The sequence below is a fragment of the Streptomyces sp. NPDC085944 genome, from assembly GCF_040686295.1.
Classification (GTDB): Bacteria; Actinomycetota; Actinomycetes; order Streptomycetales; family Streptomycetaceae; genus Streptomyces; species Streptomyces salinarius.
On the sequence record NZ_JBFBJX010000019.1, the window covers coordinates 21482 to 39153 of the forward strand.

Genomic DNA, 17672 nt, shown 5'->3' on the forward strand with positions numbered 1-17672 from the left:
CGCGTCGTATCGTTTGTCGAAAGTCACCGGAAAAGGGGCGGTCGGCGCCCGTAGGCTGGAGGCATGACCACGACGGGGGAAGATCACGCACCGGCCCGGGGTGGGCCTTGGTGGTGGGACAGGCGGCGCGGTGCGGTGCTCGATGTGAGCCTCGGTGCCGTGTCCGCGCTGGAGTGTGCGGCGGAGGGGGTTCCGTTCGCGCGGGATGCCGGGATTCCGGCTGCGGCGGGGGTGCTGTTCGGGCTGCTGGCCGGTTCGGTGCTGGTGGTGCGGCGCAAGTGGCCGATCGCGGTGGTGCTGGTGGCGCTGGCCATCACGCCGGCCGAGATGGGCTTCCTGATGGGCGTCGTCGGCCTGTACACGCTGGCGGCGTCGGAGTTTCCGCGGCGGATCATCGGGGCGCTGGCCGGGATGACGTTCCTGGGGACGCTGGTCGTGACGTTCGTGCGGCTGGGGCAGGACATGGCGCGGGACGGCCTGGAGCTGGGGGACTGGTTCCTTCCGTTCGCGTCGATCGCGACGTCTTTGGGGATGACGGCGCCGCCGTTGCTGCTGGGTCTGTACGTGGGGCAGCGGCGTCGGCTGATGGAGAGTCTGCGGGAGCGGGCGGACAGCCTGGAGCGTGAGTTGCAGTTGCTCGCCGAGCGGGCGGAGGAGCGCGCGGAGTGGGCGCGGGGTGAGGAGCGGACCCGGATCGCGCGGGAGATGCACGACGTGGTGGCGCACCGGGTGAGTCTGATGGTGGTGCACGCGGCGGCGCTGCAGGCGGTGGCGCGGAAGGACCCGGAGAAGGCGGTGAAGAACGCGGCTCTGGTGGGGGACATGGGGCGGCAGGCGTTGACGGAGTTGCGGGAGATGCTCGGGGTGCTGCGCAGCGGTGGGGAGGGTGCGCGTGCGGAGCGGGCGTCGGTGCCGTTGGCTGCGGTGGGGGTGGCTGCGGCTGCGGCGGCGTCGCGGGCGGTGGAGGACGGGGAGTCGTCGTCGGACGGGCCGTGGCTGTCGGAGCTGGACGAGTTGATCGGGCAGTCGGAGGCGGCCGGGATGGTCGTGAATCTGTCCGTGGAGGGGGAGCGGCGTGCGTATGCGGCGGAGGTGGAGTCGACGGCGTTCCGGGTGGTGCAGGAGGCGTTGACGAACGTGCACAAGCATGCGGCGGGTGCGAAGACGCATGTGCGGTTGGCGCATCGGGTGTCCGAGATCGCGATGCAGGTGGAGAACGAGCCGCCGCCGGAGTTGTCGGGTGAGGCGTCGGCGCGGTTGCCGTCGGGGGGCAACGGGCTGGTGGGGATGAGGGAGCGGGTGGCCGCTCTGGGGGGTGTGTTCGTGTCGGGGCCGACGGATGCGGGGGGTTTCCGGGTGTCGGCGGTGATTCCGGCGTCGTAGGTGTGGGCCGGCCGTCAGTGCGTGGTGAGGCGGGTGGGCTGGGTGCCGGCGACGAGGGTGGCGAGTGCGGTGTCGATGGTGGGGCCGAGGTACCAGTCGCCGGTGTGGTCGAGGGCGTAGACGCGGCCTTCGGTGTCGATGGCGATGAGGGCCTGGCTGTCGGTTTCGGTGCCGAGGGGGCAGGTGTGGGTGCCGAGGGCGCGGCCGAGGTCGCCGAGGGTGCGGGCCATGTGGAGGCCGTGGAGGGGGTCGAGGTGGAGGGTGGCGGGGGCGATCTGGCGGCCGGGTCCGGTGGGGGTGATGTGGAGTCCGCCGAATTCGGCCCAGGCTTCGACGGCGGCGGGGAAGACGGTGTGGCGGTGTCCTGCGGGTGAGGCGTGTTCGCGCAGGGTGTCGGCCCAGATCTCGGCCTGTTTGATGTCCCAGCGTCCGGGTTGCCAGCCGGCGTCGCGCAGGGCGGCGTCGACGGGGACGGGGAAGCGGGTGGTGGAGGTGCGGTCGGCTTGCATCTGCCCTGGTTCGTTTCGTCGGCCGGTGCGGCGGCGGCGTCGGCCGGTGGTGTGGGTGCCGGTCTGTCGTCTCAGTCGTCTCAGTCGTGGTGTGTCGTGGGGTCGACGACGCGGACGCCGAAGTGGGCGGTGAGGGCGGTGCAGGCGCGGCAGGGTGCGGCGAAGGCGCCGTGGAGGGGGTCGCCGTCCTCGCGGATGCGGCGGGTGGTGAGTTTGGCGTGTTTGAGTGCTTTGCGGGCTTCGCCGTTGGTCATGGGTTTGCGTGCGGCGCGTTTGCTGCGGGCGGCGTCGGCGGTGGCGAGGTGCCGTGAGAGGAGGATGGTTTCGGCGCAGCGTCCGGTGTAACGGTCTCGTTGGCCGCTGGTGAGGGTGTCGAGGAAGTCCTGGACGAGGTGGTGCAGGGCGGGTGGGGTGTCGGCGCGGGTGGCGGTGCCGGTGAGGGTGGTGCCGCGTACGGAGAGGGCGGCGGCGACGGTGGGGAGTATGCCGTCGCGGCGGTGCCGGAGGGTGGGGGCCTGGGCGGTGTCGGTGCTGCTCCAGCCGATGCGGGGGTCGCCGCCGTGGCGGTCGTCGGACCGCCCGGTGTCGGGTCCCGTCTGTGTCGCAGTCATGATCGTTTTCCCCTCCTGAGCATCCCCCCGGAGGTCACAGGGTGCCAAATCCCGTGGCTGCTGCGGAAGCTGGGGCGTGGCGACACGCCCGGGTATGGGCGGTGTGTCACGGGAGGGTGACGGCTGGTCACGGATGCGGGGGCGCGGGGTGCGGGGTGCGGGGTCCGGTGCCGGTGACCCCTGTGGCGGTACCGCATAGGCTGTCGGCACCGCGATCGGACGCGGGGACCAGACAGTGCAGGCAGATCAGAGGGATCTGGCAGCAGACAGACGCCGCAGGGGGCAACCGCCATGACGACAGGTCGGCTCGGGCAAGCAGCCGCGCCGCCGAACGCGGCCTATGCCGGGCAGGTCGTGCATTTCCCGGATCCGGTGCGTGCGGCCCGTCACCCGAGAGGGGTACGGGTGGACGCGGGTGGTTACCCCGATTTCTCGCCGTACGCGCGTGCGGTCGCGGAGATCGCGGATCCGCCGGAGGGTTTCGGGGTCGACGAGTTGCGGCTGACGGACTACGTGTCGGCGAACGCGGCCCTGTCGGCGTCGGGGCACGAGCTGTGGGACACGGTGCCGGCGGTGGCGACGCCGCACGGCTGGACGTGGCACCACGTGTCGGGTTCGCGGCGGATGGAGCTGGTGCCGGTCGAGGTGAAGGCGCTGCTGCGGCACCACGGCGGGATCGCGACGGCGGCGGTGGACCAGGCCAAGCGGGGCACGCGGCCGTTGCAGGAGACGCGTCCGGCGCACTTCGGGCTGCCGAAGTCGGGGGTGGCCGTCACGGAGCAGCAGGTGCAGGGGGTCGAGGAGGACCTCGGGTACCGGCTGCCGGGTGCGTACCGGTCGTTCCTGAAGGCGGCGGGCGGGTGTGCGCCGGTGGGTACGGCGCTCGACGCGGAGCTGGGGCTGCTGGTGGACCAGCCGTTCTTCACGGTGCGTGAGGAGGCGGCGGTCAACGACCTGGTCTATGTGAACAAGTGTCTGCGGGACCATCTGACGAAGGACTTTCTGGGCGTCGCGTTCGTCCAGGGCGGTCTGCTCGCCGTGAAGGTGAAGGGCGAGCGGATCGGTTCGGTGTGGTTCTGCGCGTACGACGACGTGCGGGACGTGGATCCGTCGTGGCCGCCGGCGGATCGTGTGGAGCGGCTGCTGTTGCCGTGCGGTGAGGATTTCGACGCGTTCCTGTCGCGTCTGGCGGGCTCTCCGCCGGAGTTGGAGACGGTGGCGAACCTGATGGTGGACGGCGGGTTCGCGCGTGCGGTGCCCGCGTCGGCGTCGGTAGGGGAGTGAGCTGGCGATGGTGACGTTCGCGCAGGCGCAGGAGCGCGCGGAGGAGTGGGTCAACGGCGAGTTGCCGGCGTACCAGCACCGTGAGGTGCGGGTGCGGGAGTTCGACCTGGGGTTCGTGGTGTGGGCGGAGGACCGTGCGGACGGTCCGCGTTCGGACGGGGGTGCGCAGCGGCTGGTGATCGCCCGGGACAGTGGCGAGGCGACGCTGTGGCCCTCGTTGCCGGTGGGTGAGGTGATCCGCCGGTACGAGGAGGAGTACGGCCGTCCGGACGAGGCGGAGGCGCCGGCTGCGGCGCCCGCGGCGCGGGTGGATCTGAATCAGACGTCGTTCTTGTTGAGTCCGCCGGAGTGGTTGCAGGAGGCGGCGGACCGGATCGGTATTCCGGATCGCCGGCGGGGGGATCAGGAGGGGCAGGACGGCGGTGGTACCGGGGGTGCCGGGTCCGGTGCTGGTGCTGGGGCGGGTGTCGGGTCCGGTGCCGGTGGCGGGCTGCCCGAGACGCAGGCCGGGGTGCCGTCGGCTCCGGCGGCGCCGGCGGACGCCTCGTCCGGGAGTGGGGCGGGGTGGCCGGCCGCGGGCTCGGGGGCGGGCGAGGGTGACTCGGGGGCGGGCGCGGGTGCGTCCGGTGGGCCGAGTGCCCCGAGTGCGCCTGCCGGGGCGACCCCGTGGGCGGGGACGGACACCAACGCGGATGCCGGTGAGGACCGTTCCGTACCGCTGCCTCAGACCGTGTTCGCGCCGCCGTTGAGCGGTGCCGACGACGACACGCCGCCGCCGTCGACGACGCCGGACGCCAAGACGGCGCTGATGTCGGGCGGCAGTCAGCTTCCGCCGACGGCACTCGCGCCGGCGATCGGCGACCCGAACACGCCGGGTGGGCCGGGCGACCCGAACGCGCCGGGTGCGTCCGCCGGGGCGGGTACGCCGCCGCCGGCACCCCCCACGCCGTCCGCGGCGCAGCCGTCCGCAGGTCCGGGGGCGCCTGGTCAGGGGGCGTCCGGTCCGGGAGCGCCCGCCACGCCGTCCCAGCCGCTCGCGTCGAACGCCGGGGACATCGCCGACGCCGCGACCAGCAAGGCGACGCCTCCGCCGCGCCGTGGCGGTGGTTCGTCGGCACCGCCTCCGCCGAGCGCTCCGGGCGTGCCGGGCGCGCGTCCGGGGAGTGCACCCACGCCGTCGGGGACTCCGGCGCCGGGTACGCCGGCGGGTGGCTACGTGCCGACGCAGCTGGTGTCGTCGCTGGGCCCGGAGGGTCCGGGCGGCGGCCCCGGCACGCCGCCTCCGCCCGGTGCTCCGGGCACTCCGCCCCCGTCCGGTGCTCCGCAGCCCCCAGCGGGTCAGGGTGCGCCGGGTACTCCGCCGCCCCCGCCGAGTGCGCCGAACGCGCCGAGTGCGCCGAACGCGCCGGGTGGGACGCCGCCGGGCGGGATGCATCACGCCGCCACGATGCTGGCCGACCCGGGCCGCCCCGGCGGCGGTGCCCCGCAGCCTCCTGGACCTCCCGGCCGGCCCGGGGCTCCCGGCGTTCCCGCCGCTCCGGGTGCTCCCGGTGTGCCCGGGGCGCCTTCCGGCCCGGGTACGCCTCCTCCTCCGGCCGCTCCCGGTGCCGTGCCGCCGCCCGGTTCCGCGGGGGGTGCGAGCGGTGCCGTGCACCACGCGCAGACCGTGCTGGCGTCGCCCTCCCTGGGCGGTCCCGGCGGCATCGGTACGCCTCCGCCCCCGCCCGGCGCCGTACCCGCCCCGCCCGGCGCCGTACCCGCCCCGCCCGGTGCCGTGCCGCCGCCCGGGCAGCCCGTGCCGGGGCAGCCGCCGGCGTACGGGTATCCGCCGCAGCCCACCGGTCAGCCGACCGTCGGTCCGGGCTACCAGGCCGTGCTGCGCTACCGCGCGCAGGACGGTTCCGAGCAGCGGCTGATCCGGCGTTCCGCGCCGGGCACGCCGCACCCGGAGTGGCAGATGTTCCACGAGCTGCGCTCCATGAACGTGCCGCCGGACCAGGTGCTCGAGCTGCACACCGAGCTGGAGTCGTGCGAGCTGCCGGGCGCGTACTGCGCGCGGATGATCCGCGAGCAGTGGCCGCAGGCGCGGATCACCTCGATCGCGCCGTACGGTCTGGACCACGCGAGCCGGCAGCAGGGCATGCAGCAGCTGCTGGCGCACCAGGGCGAGCTGCATCAGGTGGCCGACGGTCCCGCGCGTCCGGCGCCGGTGCGGGCGCCGCTGCCGCAGGTGCAGCCGGCGCCGCCGATCCCGCCGGAGGGCATCGGGCAGGAGCTGGCGGCGGCGTTCGGGCCGGGCGTGTTCCGGTTCGAGCAGGCCGCGGTGTCCCGGCAGGGGGTGCCGCCGGTCGTGGCGCACACGCTGGTGGCCGCGGGACTGCCGATGGACATGGGCCCGTTCTTCTGGGCGCAGGCCCAGCCGGGGCGGCCGGTGCCGACGCTGGCGGAGCTGGCGGCGGAGCGCGGTGCGCAGCCGGCCTCGGACGCGGGGTCGTACCTCGTCGTGGGCAGCGACTTCGGCCGGGCGATCTGTGTGCAGTACGGGACGGCGGCCATCGTGGCGGTTCCGGTGGAGGCGGGTCCGGGCGGTGCGCCCGTGCCGCCGCAGTTCGTGAACACGGGGCTGCCGGAGTTCGCGCGTTCGCTCGCGCTGCTGGGCCGGATGTGGCGGCTCAGGTTCGGTCTGAACCAGGAGCAGGCGGGCCGCTGGACGGTGGACTTCCAGGCGCAGTTGGCCGCGCTGGACCCGGCGGCGCTCGGGTCGCCGGAGAGCTGGTGGTCGGTGCTGCTGGAGCAGATGTGGGACGGGCTGCTGTGAGGCGCTCGCGCCGCTGACGTGCCCGACGGGCGGGGCCCGGTCGATCTGTGAGTCGGCCGGGCCCCGCCCGTTTGCGTGCGGTGTGTCGGATTATGTGCGCCTACGCCCGGTCCATAGAGTCGGACGGGTCCATGTGGTGCGGCAGGTCCACCGCGAGGCGGGCCAAGGTGATGCAGGGGTGATGGGCATGAGCGGTGCATCGGCGTCCCCCCACGGCTTCGTGACCGTACGCGGGCGCGGGCGCGGTTACCGCCCCGAGCAGGTGGAGGCGTACGCCGCCGCCCTCTCCGAGGAGCGTGACGCGGCCTGGGAGCGGGCCGCCCGACTCACCGTGCTGGCCCGGGAGATGGAGGCGGACCTGGGGGACCTGGAGGAGGTGGTCGAGCAGCTCACCTCGCAGGACTACGAGGTGCTGGGGGAGGGCGCGCGCGAGGTGTTCCGGCTCGTCGAGGCGGAGGGCGAGGCGGTGCGCGAGCGGGCGCGTGGTGCCGCGGAGGAGCTGATGGAGGCCGCGAGGGCGCACGCGGCCGGGGTGCGGGAGGCGGCCCGGGAGCACGCCGACGCCGTACGCGCCGAGGCCGACGAGCGGGCCCGGCAGTTGCTGCTCGCGGCGCGTGCGGAGGCCGACGAGGTGCGGATCGAGGCGCGGCGCGAGGTGAAGGCGGGGCGCGCGGAGGCGCTGTCCGCGTTGCGCGAGGCGCGCCGGCGCAGCACCGGGACGGCGGCCGAGCAGAGCGGGGAGCTGGCCGAGCGGTGGGCGGCGGCGGAGCGGGCCGAGGAGGAGCGGGTGCGGGCCCTGGACGCCCACCACGCGGAGCTGGTGGCGCGGGCCGAGCAGGGGGCGCGCGAGGCGGAGCGGGAACTGACCGCCGCCCGGGAGGCGGCCGGGCTGCGGCAGGAGGAGGCCCGGGCCCGCGCGGCCGAGCTTGTCGCCGAGGCCCGGGTGCGTCAGGAGCGCATCGCCCGCGACACGGAGCGGGTGCTGCGCGAGCACGGGGAGCGGTGGGACGAACTGCAGGCCCAGATGGACTCCGTGCGCAGCAGCCTCAGTTCGCTGACGGGCCGCGCGGTGGAGTGACGGCCCGTAGTCCGCTTGCCCCTGACGTCGCGTCAGGGTGGACGCTCGATGCGTCTCAGGGAGGAGGGCGACCCCGAGACCCGCTCCGCCCAGGGGTGGACTGCCCCTAGGGGTACCTCCGTACTACGGCTCGGGGAGGGTTCGTACCGACGGAGGACGAGACGGGCCCGGGGCCGTCCTTAGTCTGGCTTTACGCCGCTGGGGGGCGGTGAACCGGACCCGCGGGGGTGGGGTTTTCCTCAGTAGAAGACTGCGCTGAACACCAGCGCGGCAGGCCCCCGGTTCCGGCCAGACTCTTCGAGACAGCAGCAAGTGCGGGCGCGGCGGCACGGACGTCGCGCCGGGCACCGGCGGCTCACTCGATGACCGACATAGGAGACTTGACATGACATCGGCCGTAAGTATTCCCGCACACGGGAGCACGCGAGGGCGTACGGCCGTAGCCGCGCGGGCGCGGCAGGTCGTGAAGGCCTACGGTTCGGGCGAGACCCGGGTGGTCGCGCTCGACCACGTCGACGTGGACATAGCCCGCGGTCAGTTCACCGCGATCATGGGCCCCTCGGGTTCCGGCAAGTCCACGCTGATGCACTGCCTGGCGGGCCTGGACACCGTCACCGGCGGCCAGATCTACCTGGACGAGACCGAGATCACCGGTCTGAAGGACAAGAGGCTCACCCAGCTGCGCCGGGACCGGATCGGTTTCATCTTCCAGGCCTTCAACCTGCTCCCGACGCTCAACGCGATCGAGAACATCACGCTGCCCATGGACATCGCCGGCCGCAAGTACGACCGCGCGTGGCTGGACCGCGTCGTGGAGACCGTGGGCCTGGCCGGGCGGCTCAAGCACCGGCCCACCCAGCTCTCCGGCGGCCAGCAGCAGCGCGTCGCCGTGGCGCGGGCCCTGGCCGCCCGGCCCGAGATCATCTTCGGTGACGAGCCGACCGGAAACCTGGACTCGCGCGCCGGCGCCGAGGTGCTCGGCTTCCTGCGCCGCTCGGTCGCCGAACTGGGCCAGACCATCGTGATGGTCACCCACGACCCGGTGGCCGCAAGCTATGCGGACCGGGTGCTGTACCTCGCCGACGGCCGGATCGTGGACGAGATGTACCAGCCCACCGCCGAAGGCGTCCTCGACCGCATGAAGGACTTCGACGCCCGGGGGCGCACGTCATGACCGTCGTGAAGACCTCGATGCGCAACTTCTTCGCGCACAAGGGCCGCATGGCGCTCTCGGCGGTGGCGGTGCTGCTGTCGGTGGCGTTCGTCTGCGGCACCCTGGTGTTCACGGACACGATGAACACCACCTTCGACAAGCTCTTCGCGGTCACCTCCTCCGACGTGACGGTCGCCCCGAAGGACGCCAAGGCCGAGGACACCCCGCAGAACGGTGTGCCGGAGTCGCTGCCGGCGTCCACGCTGGAGAAGATCCGCCCGGTCGACGGCGTGGAGTCCGTCGAGGGCGCGGTCGTCTCGATGAACGTGACCGTCGTCAACTCCGACAACGACAACGTGGGAGCCACCAACGGCGCCCCGACGCTCGCCGGGAACTGGACCAGGAACGACCTGCGGTCCATGGAGATCACCTCCGGCCACGCCCCGCGCGGCCCGACCGAGGCGATGGTCGACTCCGACACCGCCGACAAGCACGACCTGAAGATCGGCGACGAGCTGCGCACCATCGCGCAGACCGGCGACTTCAAGGCGAAGATCGTCGGCATCGCCTCCTTCACCGTCACCAACCCCGGTGCCGCGGTCGTCTACTTCGACACCCCCACCGCCCAGCGTGAACTGCTCGGCGGCACGGACCGGTTCAGCCAGTTCAACGTCACCGCGGCGGCCGGTGTGACCGACGCGCAGCTGAAGCAGAACGTCTCAGGAGCCCTCGGAGGCGACTCCTTCAAGGTCCAGACCGCCAAGGAGGCGTCCGACGAAGGCCGCGCGGACGTCGGCGAGTTCATGGACGTCATCAAGTACGCCATGCTCGGCTTCGCCGGGATCGCGTTCCTGGTCGGCATCTTCCTGATCATCAACACCTTCTCCATGCTGGTCGCCCAGCGCACCCGTGAGATCGGTCTGATGCGGGCCATCGGCTCCTCCCGCCGGCAGGTCAACCGCTCCGTGCTGGTCGAGGCGCTCCTCCTCGGGGTCGTCGGCTCGGTCCTCGGCGTCGCGGCCGGTGTCGGGATCGCCATCGGCCTGATGAAGCTCATGTCGGCGGCGGGCATGAACCTGTCCACCGACGACCTCACCATCAAGACGGCGACCCCCGTGACCGGCCTGATCCTCGGCGTCGTGGTCACCGTCCTGGCCGCCTACCTGCCCGCCCGCCGGGCCGGGAAGATCTCCCCGATGGCCGCCCTGCGCGACGCCGGTACGCCGGCCGACGGCAAGGCCGGCTGGATACGCGGCCTGATCGGCCTGGTGCTCACCGGCGCCGGCGCCGCCGCCCTGCTCACGGCCGCCTCCGCCGACAAGGCGAGCGACGGTTCGATGATGCTGGGCGCGGGCATCGTGCTCTCGCTCATCGGGTTCGTCGTCATCGGCCCGCTGCTGGCCGCCTTCGTGGTCCGGGTGATCAGCGCGGTGCTGCTGCGGGCCTTCGGCCCGGTGGGCCGGCTGGCCGAGCGCAACGCCCTGCGCAACCCCCGCCGCACCGGCGCGACCGGCGCCGCCCTGATGATCGGCCTCGCACTGGTCGCCTGCCTCTCCGTCGTCGGTTCCTCCATGGTCGCCTCGGCCACCAGTGAGCTGGACAAGACCGTCGGCGCGGACTTCATCGTCCAGGGCAACCAGCGGATCGTGCCGCAGGCCGAGCAGGCCATGACCGACACCCCCGGCCTCGAGCACGTGACCCGCTACAAGGTGCTCAACGCCACGCTGACCTCGCCCGACGGCAAGACGGACGACGACGGCGTCACGGCCGCCGACCCCACCTACGCCGAGGACGTGCGCCGCGAGACGACGGAGGGCGAGCTCGCCGACGCCTACGGCACCGACGCCATGTCGGTGGGCTCGGACTACGCCGAGAAGCACGGCGTGCACGTCGGCGACACCGTCTCCGTCGCCTTCAAGGGCGGCAAGACCGCGAAGCTCGAGGTCGCCGCGATCACCAGCGACGACGTGGCCATCGACCAGGGCGCCCGTTACATCAGCATCGAGACGATGAAGAAGTACCTGCCGGCCGAGAACGTGCCGCCGAACACGATCATGTTCGCCAAGGCGAAGGACGGCCAGGCCGACCGGGCGTACGCCGCGCTGAAGAAGTCCCTGGACGCCTACCCGCAGTACCAGGTGGCCGACCAGACCGACTACAAGCAGGAGCTGAAGGACCAGGTGGGCCAGCTGCTGAACATGGTCTACGGCCTGCTCGCCCTGGCGATCATCGTCGCGGTCCTCGGTGTGGTGAACACCCTGGCGCTGTCGGTGGTCGAGCGGACCCGGGAGATCGGCCTGATGCGGGCCATCGGCCTCTCCCGCCGCCAGCTGCGCCGCATGATCCGCATGGAGTCCGTGGTCATCGCCCTCTTCGGTGCCCTGCTGGGCCTCGGCCTGGGCATGGGCTGGGGCGCCACGGCCCAGAAGCTGCTCGCCCTGGAGGGGCTGAACGTCCTGGACATCCCCTGGCCGACGATCATCGGGGTCTTCGTCGGATCGGCCTTCGTGGGCCTGTTCGCCGCCCTGGTCCCGGCCTTCCGGGCCGGCCGCATGAACGTCCTGAACGCCATCGCGACGGACTAGCACCCGTCCAACAGCCACCGCACACGGGGGTTGCGGGGGAAGCCCGGCGCCGGAGGCCCACCGCCTCCGGCGCCGGGCCTTTTCACACCCGCCCCGGGGCCGCCGCAGCCTCCGTACCCCCCCGGGACCTTCCGACGCCGGGGCCGGTGCCTGGGGTGCCGTGGCTCTCGTCCCCGGGTCGTTCGCGTCTCCGGGGGCCGGGGGCCGGGGACAGCAGCCTTCCGGCCCGGGGCGTCCGTCACCCCGGGCGTTCGGGTTTCAGCCCACCGAGTCGGGTGATGGGTGGGCGCAGGTTCGGGGGTCCGAGGGGCGGATCCCCCTGGTACGGCCACCGCGAGGCCGGCCACCACGCATCCGGCGTCATCCACGGCCCCCGACGCCGACGAGCGGACCGACGTAACCTGGACACCCCCGGCCCTCACCGCGTCGGGTTACTCGTGTTGTCCCACCCCAGGACGGAAGCGCCCCTTCAATGAGCCTGCACGGTCTGCTCGACGCCGTCGTCAAGGACACCGCCCTCGCGGAAGCGATCACCGCGGCCGCAGACGGCAACCGCATGCACGTCGACCTCGTCGGCCCACCCGCGGCCCGCCCCTTCGCGATCGCCGCCCTGGCCCGCGACACGGGCCGCCCGGTGCTGGCGGTGACGGCGACAGGCCGCGAGGCCGAGGACCTGGCGGCGGCCCTGCGCTCCCTGCTGCCGCCCGAGGGCGTCGTGGAGTACCCCTCCTGGGAGACCCTCCCGCACGAGCGGCTCAGCCCCCGCAGCGACACCGTCGGCCGCCGCCTCGCCGTCCTGCGCCGCCTGGCCCACCCGCGCCCCGACGACCCGGAGACCGGCCCGGTCTCCGTCGTCGTCGCCCCCGTACGCTCCGTGCTCCAGCCGCAGGTCAAGGGCCTGGGCGACCTGGAGCCCGTGGCCCTGCGCACCGGACAGAGCGCCGACCTGGAAGAGATCGTCGAGGCCCTGGCCGCGGCCGCGTACGCGCGCGTCGAGCTGGTCGAGAAGCGCGGCGAGTTCGCCGTGCGCGGCGGCATCCTGGACGTCTTCCCGCCGACCGAGGAGCACCCGCTCCGGGTCGAGTTCTGGGGTGACGACGTCGAGGAGATCCGTTACTTCAAGGTCGCCGACCAGCGCTCCCTGGAGGTCGCCGAGCACGGCCTGTGGGCGCCGCCCTGCCGCGAGCTGCTGCTGACCCAGGACGTGCGCGAGCGGGCCGCCGCCCTCGCCGAGGACCACCCCGAGCTGGGCGAACTGCTCGGCAAGATCGCCGAGGGCATCGCGGTGGAGGGCATGGAGTCGCTGGCCCCCGTCCTCGTCGACGACATGGAGCTGCTCCTCGACGTGCTGCCCGAGGGCTCGATGTCCGTGGTCTGCGACCCGGAGCGGGTGCGGACCCGGGCCGCCGACCTGGTGGCGACGTCCCAGGAGTTCCTCCAGGCGTCCTGGGCCGCCACCGCCGGCGGCGGCGAGGCCCCGATCGACGTGGACGCGGCCTCCCTGTGGTCCATCGCCGACGTCCGGGAGCGGGCCCGCGAGCTGGACATGATGTGGTGGTCGGTCTCCCCCTTCGCCGCCGACGAGACGCTGACGTCCGACGCCGGCACGGCGGGCGACCCGGACACCCTCAAGCTCGGCATGCACGCCCCCGAGACCTACCGCGGCGACACCGCCAAGGCGCTGGCCGACACCAAGGGCTGGCTCGCCGACGGCTGGCGCGCGGTCTACCTCACCGAGGGCCACGGCCCCGCCTCCCGCACCGTCGAGGTCCTCGGCGGCGAGGGCATCGCCGCCCGCCTCGACCAGGACCTCGGCACGCTCAGCCCCTCGGTCGTGCACGTCTCCTGCGGCTCGATCGACCACGGCTTCGTCGACCCGGTCCTCAAGCTGGCCGTGCTCACCGAGACCGACCTGACCGGGCAGAAGGCCGCAGGACGCGAGGGCGCCCGGATGCCGGCCCGGCGCCGCAAGACCATCGACCCGCTCACCCTGGAGGCCGGCGACTACATCGTCCACGAGCAGCACGGCGTGGGCCGCTACATCGAGATGGTGCAGCGCACCGTCCAGGGCGCCACCCGCGAGTACCTGGTAGTGGAGTACGCGCCCGCCAAGCGCGGCCAGCCCGGCGACCGCCTCTACATCCCCACCGACCAGCTGGAGCAGATCACCAAGTACCTCGGCGGCGAGGCCCCCACCCTGCACCGGCTCGGCGGCGCCGACTGGACCAAGACCAAGGCGCGCGCCAAGAAGGCGGTCAAGGAGATCGCCGCCGACCTGATCAAGCTGTACAGCGCGCGGATGGCGGCGCCGGGCCACGCGTTCGGCGCCGACACCCCCTGGCAGCGCGAGCTGGAGGACGCCTTCCCCTACGCGGAGACGCCGGACCAGCTCACCACCATCGCCGAGGTCAAGGACGACATGGAGAAGACGGTCCCGATGGACCGCCTGATCTGCGGCGACGTCGGCTACGGCAAGACGGAGATCGCGGTCCGCGCCGCCTTCAAGGCCGTCCAGGACGGCAAGCAGGTCGCCGTCCTCGTCCCCACCACGCTGCTGGTGCAGCAGCACTTCGGCACGTTCAGCGAGCGCTACGCGCAGTTCCCGGTGAACGTGAAGGCGCTGTCCCGTTTCCAGAGCGACACCGAGTCGAAGGCGACCCTGGAGGGGCTGCGCGAGGGCTCGGTGGACATCGTCATCGGCACCCATCGCCTGTTCTCCTCGGAGACCAAGTTCAAGGACCTGGGTCTGGTCATCGTCGACGAGGAGCAGCGCTTCGGCGTCGAGCACAAGGAGCAGCTCAAGAAGCTGCGCGCCAACGTCGACGTGCTCACCATGTCCGCCACCCCCATCCCGCGCACCCTGGAGATGGCGGTCACCGGCATCCGCGAGATGTCCACGATCACCACCCCGCCGGAGGAGCGCCACCCGGTGCTGACCTTCGTCGGCCCCTACGAGCACAAGCAGATCGGCGCCGCGATCCGCCGCGAGCTGCTGCGCGAGGGCCAGGTCTTCTACATCCACAACCGCGTCGAGTCCATCGACCGGGCGGCGGCCAAGCTGCGCGAGATCGTCCCCGAGGCGCGCATCGCCACCGCCCACGGCCAGATGTCGGAGCAGGCCCTGGAGCAGGTCGTCGTCGACTTCTGGGAGAAGAAGTTCGACGTGCTGGTCTCCACCACCATCGTCGAGTCCGGCATCGACATCTCCAACGCCAACACCCTCATCGTCGAGCGCGGCGACAACTTCGGCCTCAGCCAGCTCCACCAGCTGCGCGGCCGCGTCGGCCGGGGCCGGGAGCGCGGCTACGCCTACTTCCTCTACCCGCCGGAAAAGCCCCTCACGGAGACCGCGCACGAGCGGCTCGCCACCATCGCCCAGCACACCGAGATGGGCGCGGGCATGTACGTGGCGATGAAGGACCTGGAGATCCGCGGCGCGGGCAATCTGCTGGGCGGCGAGCAGTCCGGCCACATCGCCGGAGTCGGCTTCGACCTGTACGTGCGCATGGTCGGCGAGGCCGTCGCCGACTACCGGGCCTCCCTGGAGGGCGGGGTCGAGGAGGAGCCGCCGCTGGAGGTCAAGATCGAGCTGCCCGTCGACGCGCACGTCCCGCACGACTACGCGCCCGGCGAGCGGCTGCGCCTCCAGGCGTACCGGTCCATCGCCTCCGCCAACAGCGAGGAGGACATCAAGGCCGTACGGGAGGAGCTGGTCGACCGCTACGGCAAGCTGCCGGAGCCGGTGGAGAACCTGCTGCTGGTGGCCGGCCTGCGCATGCTCGCGCGGGCGTGTGCCGTCGGAGAGGTCGTGCTCCAGGGCAACAACATCCGCTTCGCGCCGGTGGAGTTGCGCGAATCCCAGGAGCTGAGGCTCAAGCGGCTCTATCCCGGCAGTGTCATCAAGGCGGGCACCCACCAGGTGCTCGTACCGCGTCCGAAGACCGCGAAGGTGGGTGGCAAGCCGCTGGTCGGGCGGGAACTGCTCGGCTGGGTGGGCGAGTTCCTCACTTCGATCCTGGGGTCGTAGCACCCGGGGCCGGGGCTCGGCCAAGAAGAAGCCGTCCACAGCCGGTCACGGAGAAGCCGTCCACGGAGACAGTTCCGTGGACGGCTTCGACGCTTCCGGTCGCGGGAGGCTCCTACTGCTGCTCCCGGCCGCCGCCCTGCTCGCGCCCGAGGCCGAGCTTGCCCTCGGCCTGCTGCTGCGCGGCGTCGACCTGCTTCTCGTACTTGCCGCCGGTCCTCTGGTTGACCTGGCGTTCGGCGGCGTCGGACATCTTCCTTGACCTGTCCTTGTCCTTGCCCGCCATGCTCTTCATCTTGTCGAGGATGCCCATGCAGAGCTCCTTCCGAGACGTGACTCACTGTCGACCGTACGACAGATATGTCTCGTGTGCCCACTAAAGCCCACCTAAGGCACGGTATGGCGCGGCCTTCTCCGTCGCTACGGTGGTTGTCGCGAACGGCAAGGGGAGGGGCGCGCATGAGGCGGCACAGCAGGATTCGTACCGGGTGGGCCGCGGGTGCGGTCCTCGCCCTGGCCCTGGCGACCGGCTGCGAGGGTCTGGAGGCGGACGGCGACACCCCGGCCTCGGGCGGTGGCGCCGAGGCCCCCGCCGCGGGCCGTGCCGCGAGCCCGCTGGACAACCCGGACGGCACCGAACCGGGCCTGGCCCCGGTCACGGGCGACGGCCCGCGGACCGAGGCCCGCAAGCTGATCGACGGCCTGACCACCAAGGGGCGCGGCCCGAAGACGGGGTACGACCGCGACGAGTTCGGCTACGCCTGGATGGACACCGCCGACGGCGTCCCGCTCGCCCGCAACGGCTGCGACACCCGGAACGACCTGCTGAAACGCGATGGCCAGAAGGTGCGTTTCCGGTCCGGCTCCGACTGTGTGGTCATCGCCATGACGCTGGACGACCCGTACACCGGGACGAGCATCGAGTGGCGCAAGCAGAAGGCGAGCGAGGTCCAGATCGACCACGTCGTGCCGTTGTCGTACAGCTGGCAGATGGGTTCCGCGCGCTGGCCGGAGAACAAACGCGAGCAGTTGGCCAACGACCCGCTCAACCTGCTCCCTGTCGAGGGCCGCGCCAACTCCGCCAAGCGCGACGCGGGCCCGGCCTCCTGGCTGCCGCCCAGCAGGACCATCCGCTGCGCGTACGCGGTGCGGTTCGCGCAGGTGGCCGCCAAGTACGAACTGGCGGTGACGAAGGCGGACAAGGCGATGATGGCGAAGCAGTGCGGCGACTGAAGGCCCGGGGAGCGGTGACGTCATCCGCTTTCGAGCCGTCGGCCCTCCCGCCTGCGTTGCCCCGTGAAGCCACCCTCGACTCCGTGGCCCCGGCCTCCATGACCGTCTCCGGCTCGCTGGAGGAGTGGCGGGGGTGGACGGGACTCCCCTTCGACACCGCCGGGGACGTCGAGGTCCCCGGCGCCCTGGTGCCGGTGCGTTGCGAACCGCAGCGCGGGTACGCGGTGTACGTCGAGCCGAACGTGTGGCTGCGGCACGCGCTGTAGCCGCAGCCGGTCAGAACTGGCCGTTGCCGAGGAGTTCGCCCTCGGCGTCGTAGATGGTGACGAGGCCGTTCTCGCTGTCCTTCCAGTCGGCGAAAGCCGAGGCGATCAGCTTGGCCGGGCCCGTGCCCTCGCCCATGAGGCCGCCGGTGAAGTCGGTGTAGACGTCGGCGGCGTCGAGGATGTCGTTCTGCTCCTCGGCGCCCTGCACCTTGGTGACGTGGGAGACGGCGTCCTTCTCGTTGGGTGAGCCGTTCTTCCGCACGAACGCCTTGAACTGCTCGGCCTGGGACGCCTTCTCGGCGGCCTTGTCCTCGGCGGGCTTCGCGTCGGACGAGCCGTCCGCCTTCCCTCCGTCGGCCTTCGCGCCGTCGTCCGACTTCTCGCCGGCGCTCGCGGAGGTCCGGCCGTCGCTCTTGCCGCCGCCGTCCCCGTCCCCGTCGCCCGAGTTCGCCGACATCGCGCCGATGACGGCGATCCCCACCACGGCACCCAGCGCGATCTTGGTCTTCATGCCCATGACGTCGGTCCTCTCCCCAGAGACAGATCAGTTGATGACCGCGTGGACCGAAGCCTGTCGGTCAGGCCGGTTCGCGGTTCGATGCGTCAATAAGAACAGAGCGTGTGAACCGAGTCAACACGGTTCACAGTGAGAAGGTGGTGCACATCGTGAATCGGGGTGGTCCGTGTCCATCGGTAGGATCGGCCTCACACGACCAGGACGAGGGGGC

Annotated in this window: 12 protein-coding genes and 1 pseudogene; 9 read left to right on the forward strand and 4 right to left on the reverse strand. The window is 72.4% G+C overall.

Going from position 1 to position 17672, the window contains the following annotated elements; all coding sequences use genetic code 11:
* The first annotated feature begins 63 nt into the window (after positions 1–63).
* Positions 64–1383 carry a histidine kinase gene (locus tag AB0P07_RS30125; RefSeq protein WP_365556109.1) on the forward strand — a complete coding sequence of 440 codons (1320 nt, stop codon included), beginning with the start codon at positions 64–66 and terminating at the stop codon, positions 1381–1383.
* Between the two features lie 14 nt (positions 1384–1397).
* On the opposite strand, the gene AB0P07_RS30130 is transcribed toward AB0P07_RS30125, so the two are convergent.
* Together AB0P07_RS30130 and AB0P07_RS30135 are read right to left on the reverse strand one after the other, a co-directional pair.
* The gene (locus AB0P07_RS30130; RefSeq protein ID WP_365556111.1) at positions 1398–1892 is read right to left on the reverse strand and encodes an SUKH-3 domain-containing protein; all 495 of its coding nucleotides are present in this window, start codon (positions 1890–1892) and stop codon (positions 1398–1400) included.
* 80 nt (positions 1893–1972) lie between these two features.
* On the reverse strand, positions 1973–2503 hold the full coding sequence (locus tag AB0P07_RS30135) for a YwqJ-related putative deaminase (RefSeq protein WP_365556113.1): 531 nt from the start codon (positions 2501–2503) through the stop codon (positions 1973–1975).
* Between the two features lie 291 nt (positions 2504–2794).
* On the opposite strand from AB0P07_RS30135, the gene AB0P07_RS30140 reads away from it, so the two are divergent.
* The 6 genes from AB0P07_RS30140 to mfd all read left to right on the forward strand — a co-directional run bounded on the left by AB0P07_RS30140 (position 2795) and on the right by mfd (position 15448).
* Entirely contained in the window at positions 2795–3787 is a 993-nt protein-coding gene (locus AB0P07_RS30140) for an SMI1/KNR4 family protein (protein WP_365556115.1), read from the forward strand.
* Between the two features lie 7 nt (positions 3788–3794).
* Positions 3795–6605 (forward strand): SUKH-4 family immunity protein, encoded by a 2811-nt coding sequence (locus tag AB0P07_RS30145; RefSeq protein WP_365556117.1) that lies wholly within the window; start codon positions 3795–3797, stop codon positions 6603–6605.
* Positions 6606–6792: 187 nt separating this feature from the next.
* Positions 6793–7683, forward strand: a complete 891-nt coding sequence (locus AB0P07_RS30150) for a cellulose-binding protein (protein WP_365556119.1) — start codon at positions 6793–6795, stop codon at positions 7681–7683.
* Positions 7684–8068: 385 nt separating this feature from the next.
* Positions 8069–8857: an ABC transporter ATP-binding protein gene (locus AB0P07_RS30155; protein ID WP_365556121.1), complete on the forward strand. Its 789-nt coding sequence runs from the start codon at positions 8069–8071 to the stop codon at positions 8855–8857.
* Positions 8854–11421, forward strand: a complete 2568-nt coding sequence (locus AB0P07_RS30160) for an FtsX-like permease family protein (RefSeq protein ID WP_365556123.1) — start codon at positions 8854–8856, stop codon at positions 11419–11421. Before AB0P07_RS30155 ends, AB0P07_RS30160 begins: the two co-directional genes overlap by 4 nt.
* Positions 11422–11893: 472 nt before the next feature.
* The gene (gene mfd / locus AB0P07_RS30165; protein ID WP_365556124.1) at positions 11894–15448 is read left to right on the forward strand and encodes a transcription-repair coupling factor; all 3555 of its coding nucleotides are present in this window, start codon (positions 11894–11896) and stop codon (positions 15446–15448) included.
* A gap of 112 nt (positions 15449–15560) precedes the next feature.
* On the opposite strand, the gene AB0P07_RS30170 is transcribed toward mfd, so the two are convergent.
* A complete protein-coding gene (locus tag AB0P07_RS30170) occupies positions 15561–15758 on the reverse strand; it encodes an antitoxin (protein ID WP_365556126.1) in 198 nt (65 codons plus the stop codon).
* Positions 15759–15904: 146 nt separating this feature from the next.
* On the opposite strand from AB0P07_RS30170, the gene AB0P07_RS30175 reads away from it, so the two are divergent.
* The gene (locus AB0P07_RS30175) at positions 15905–16678 is read left to right on the forward strand and encodes an HNH endonuclease family protein (protein ID WP_365556128.1); all 774 of its coding nucleotides are present in this window, start codon (positions 15905–15907) and stop codon (positions 16676–16678) included.
* 74 nt (positions 16679–16752) lie between these two features.
* Positions 16753–16944 (forward strand): annotated as a pseudogene (locus tag AB0P07_RS30180) (N-acetyltransferase); the annotation flags it as partial.
* Positions 16945–16954: 10 nt separating this feature from the next.
* Here the strand turns inward: AB0P07_RS30180 and AB0P07_RS30185 are convergent.
* Positions 16955–17461, reverse strand: a complete 507-nt coding sequence (locus tag AB0P07_RS30185; RefSeq protein WP_365556130.1) for a hypothetical protein — start codon at positions 17459–17461, stop codon at positions 16955–16957.
* Between the last annotated feature and the right edge of the window lie 211 nt (positions 17462–17672).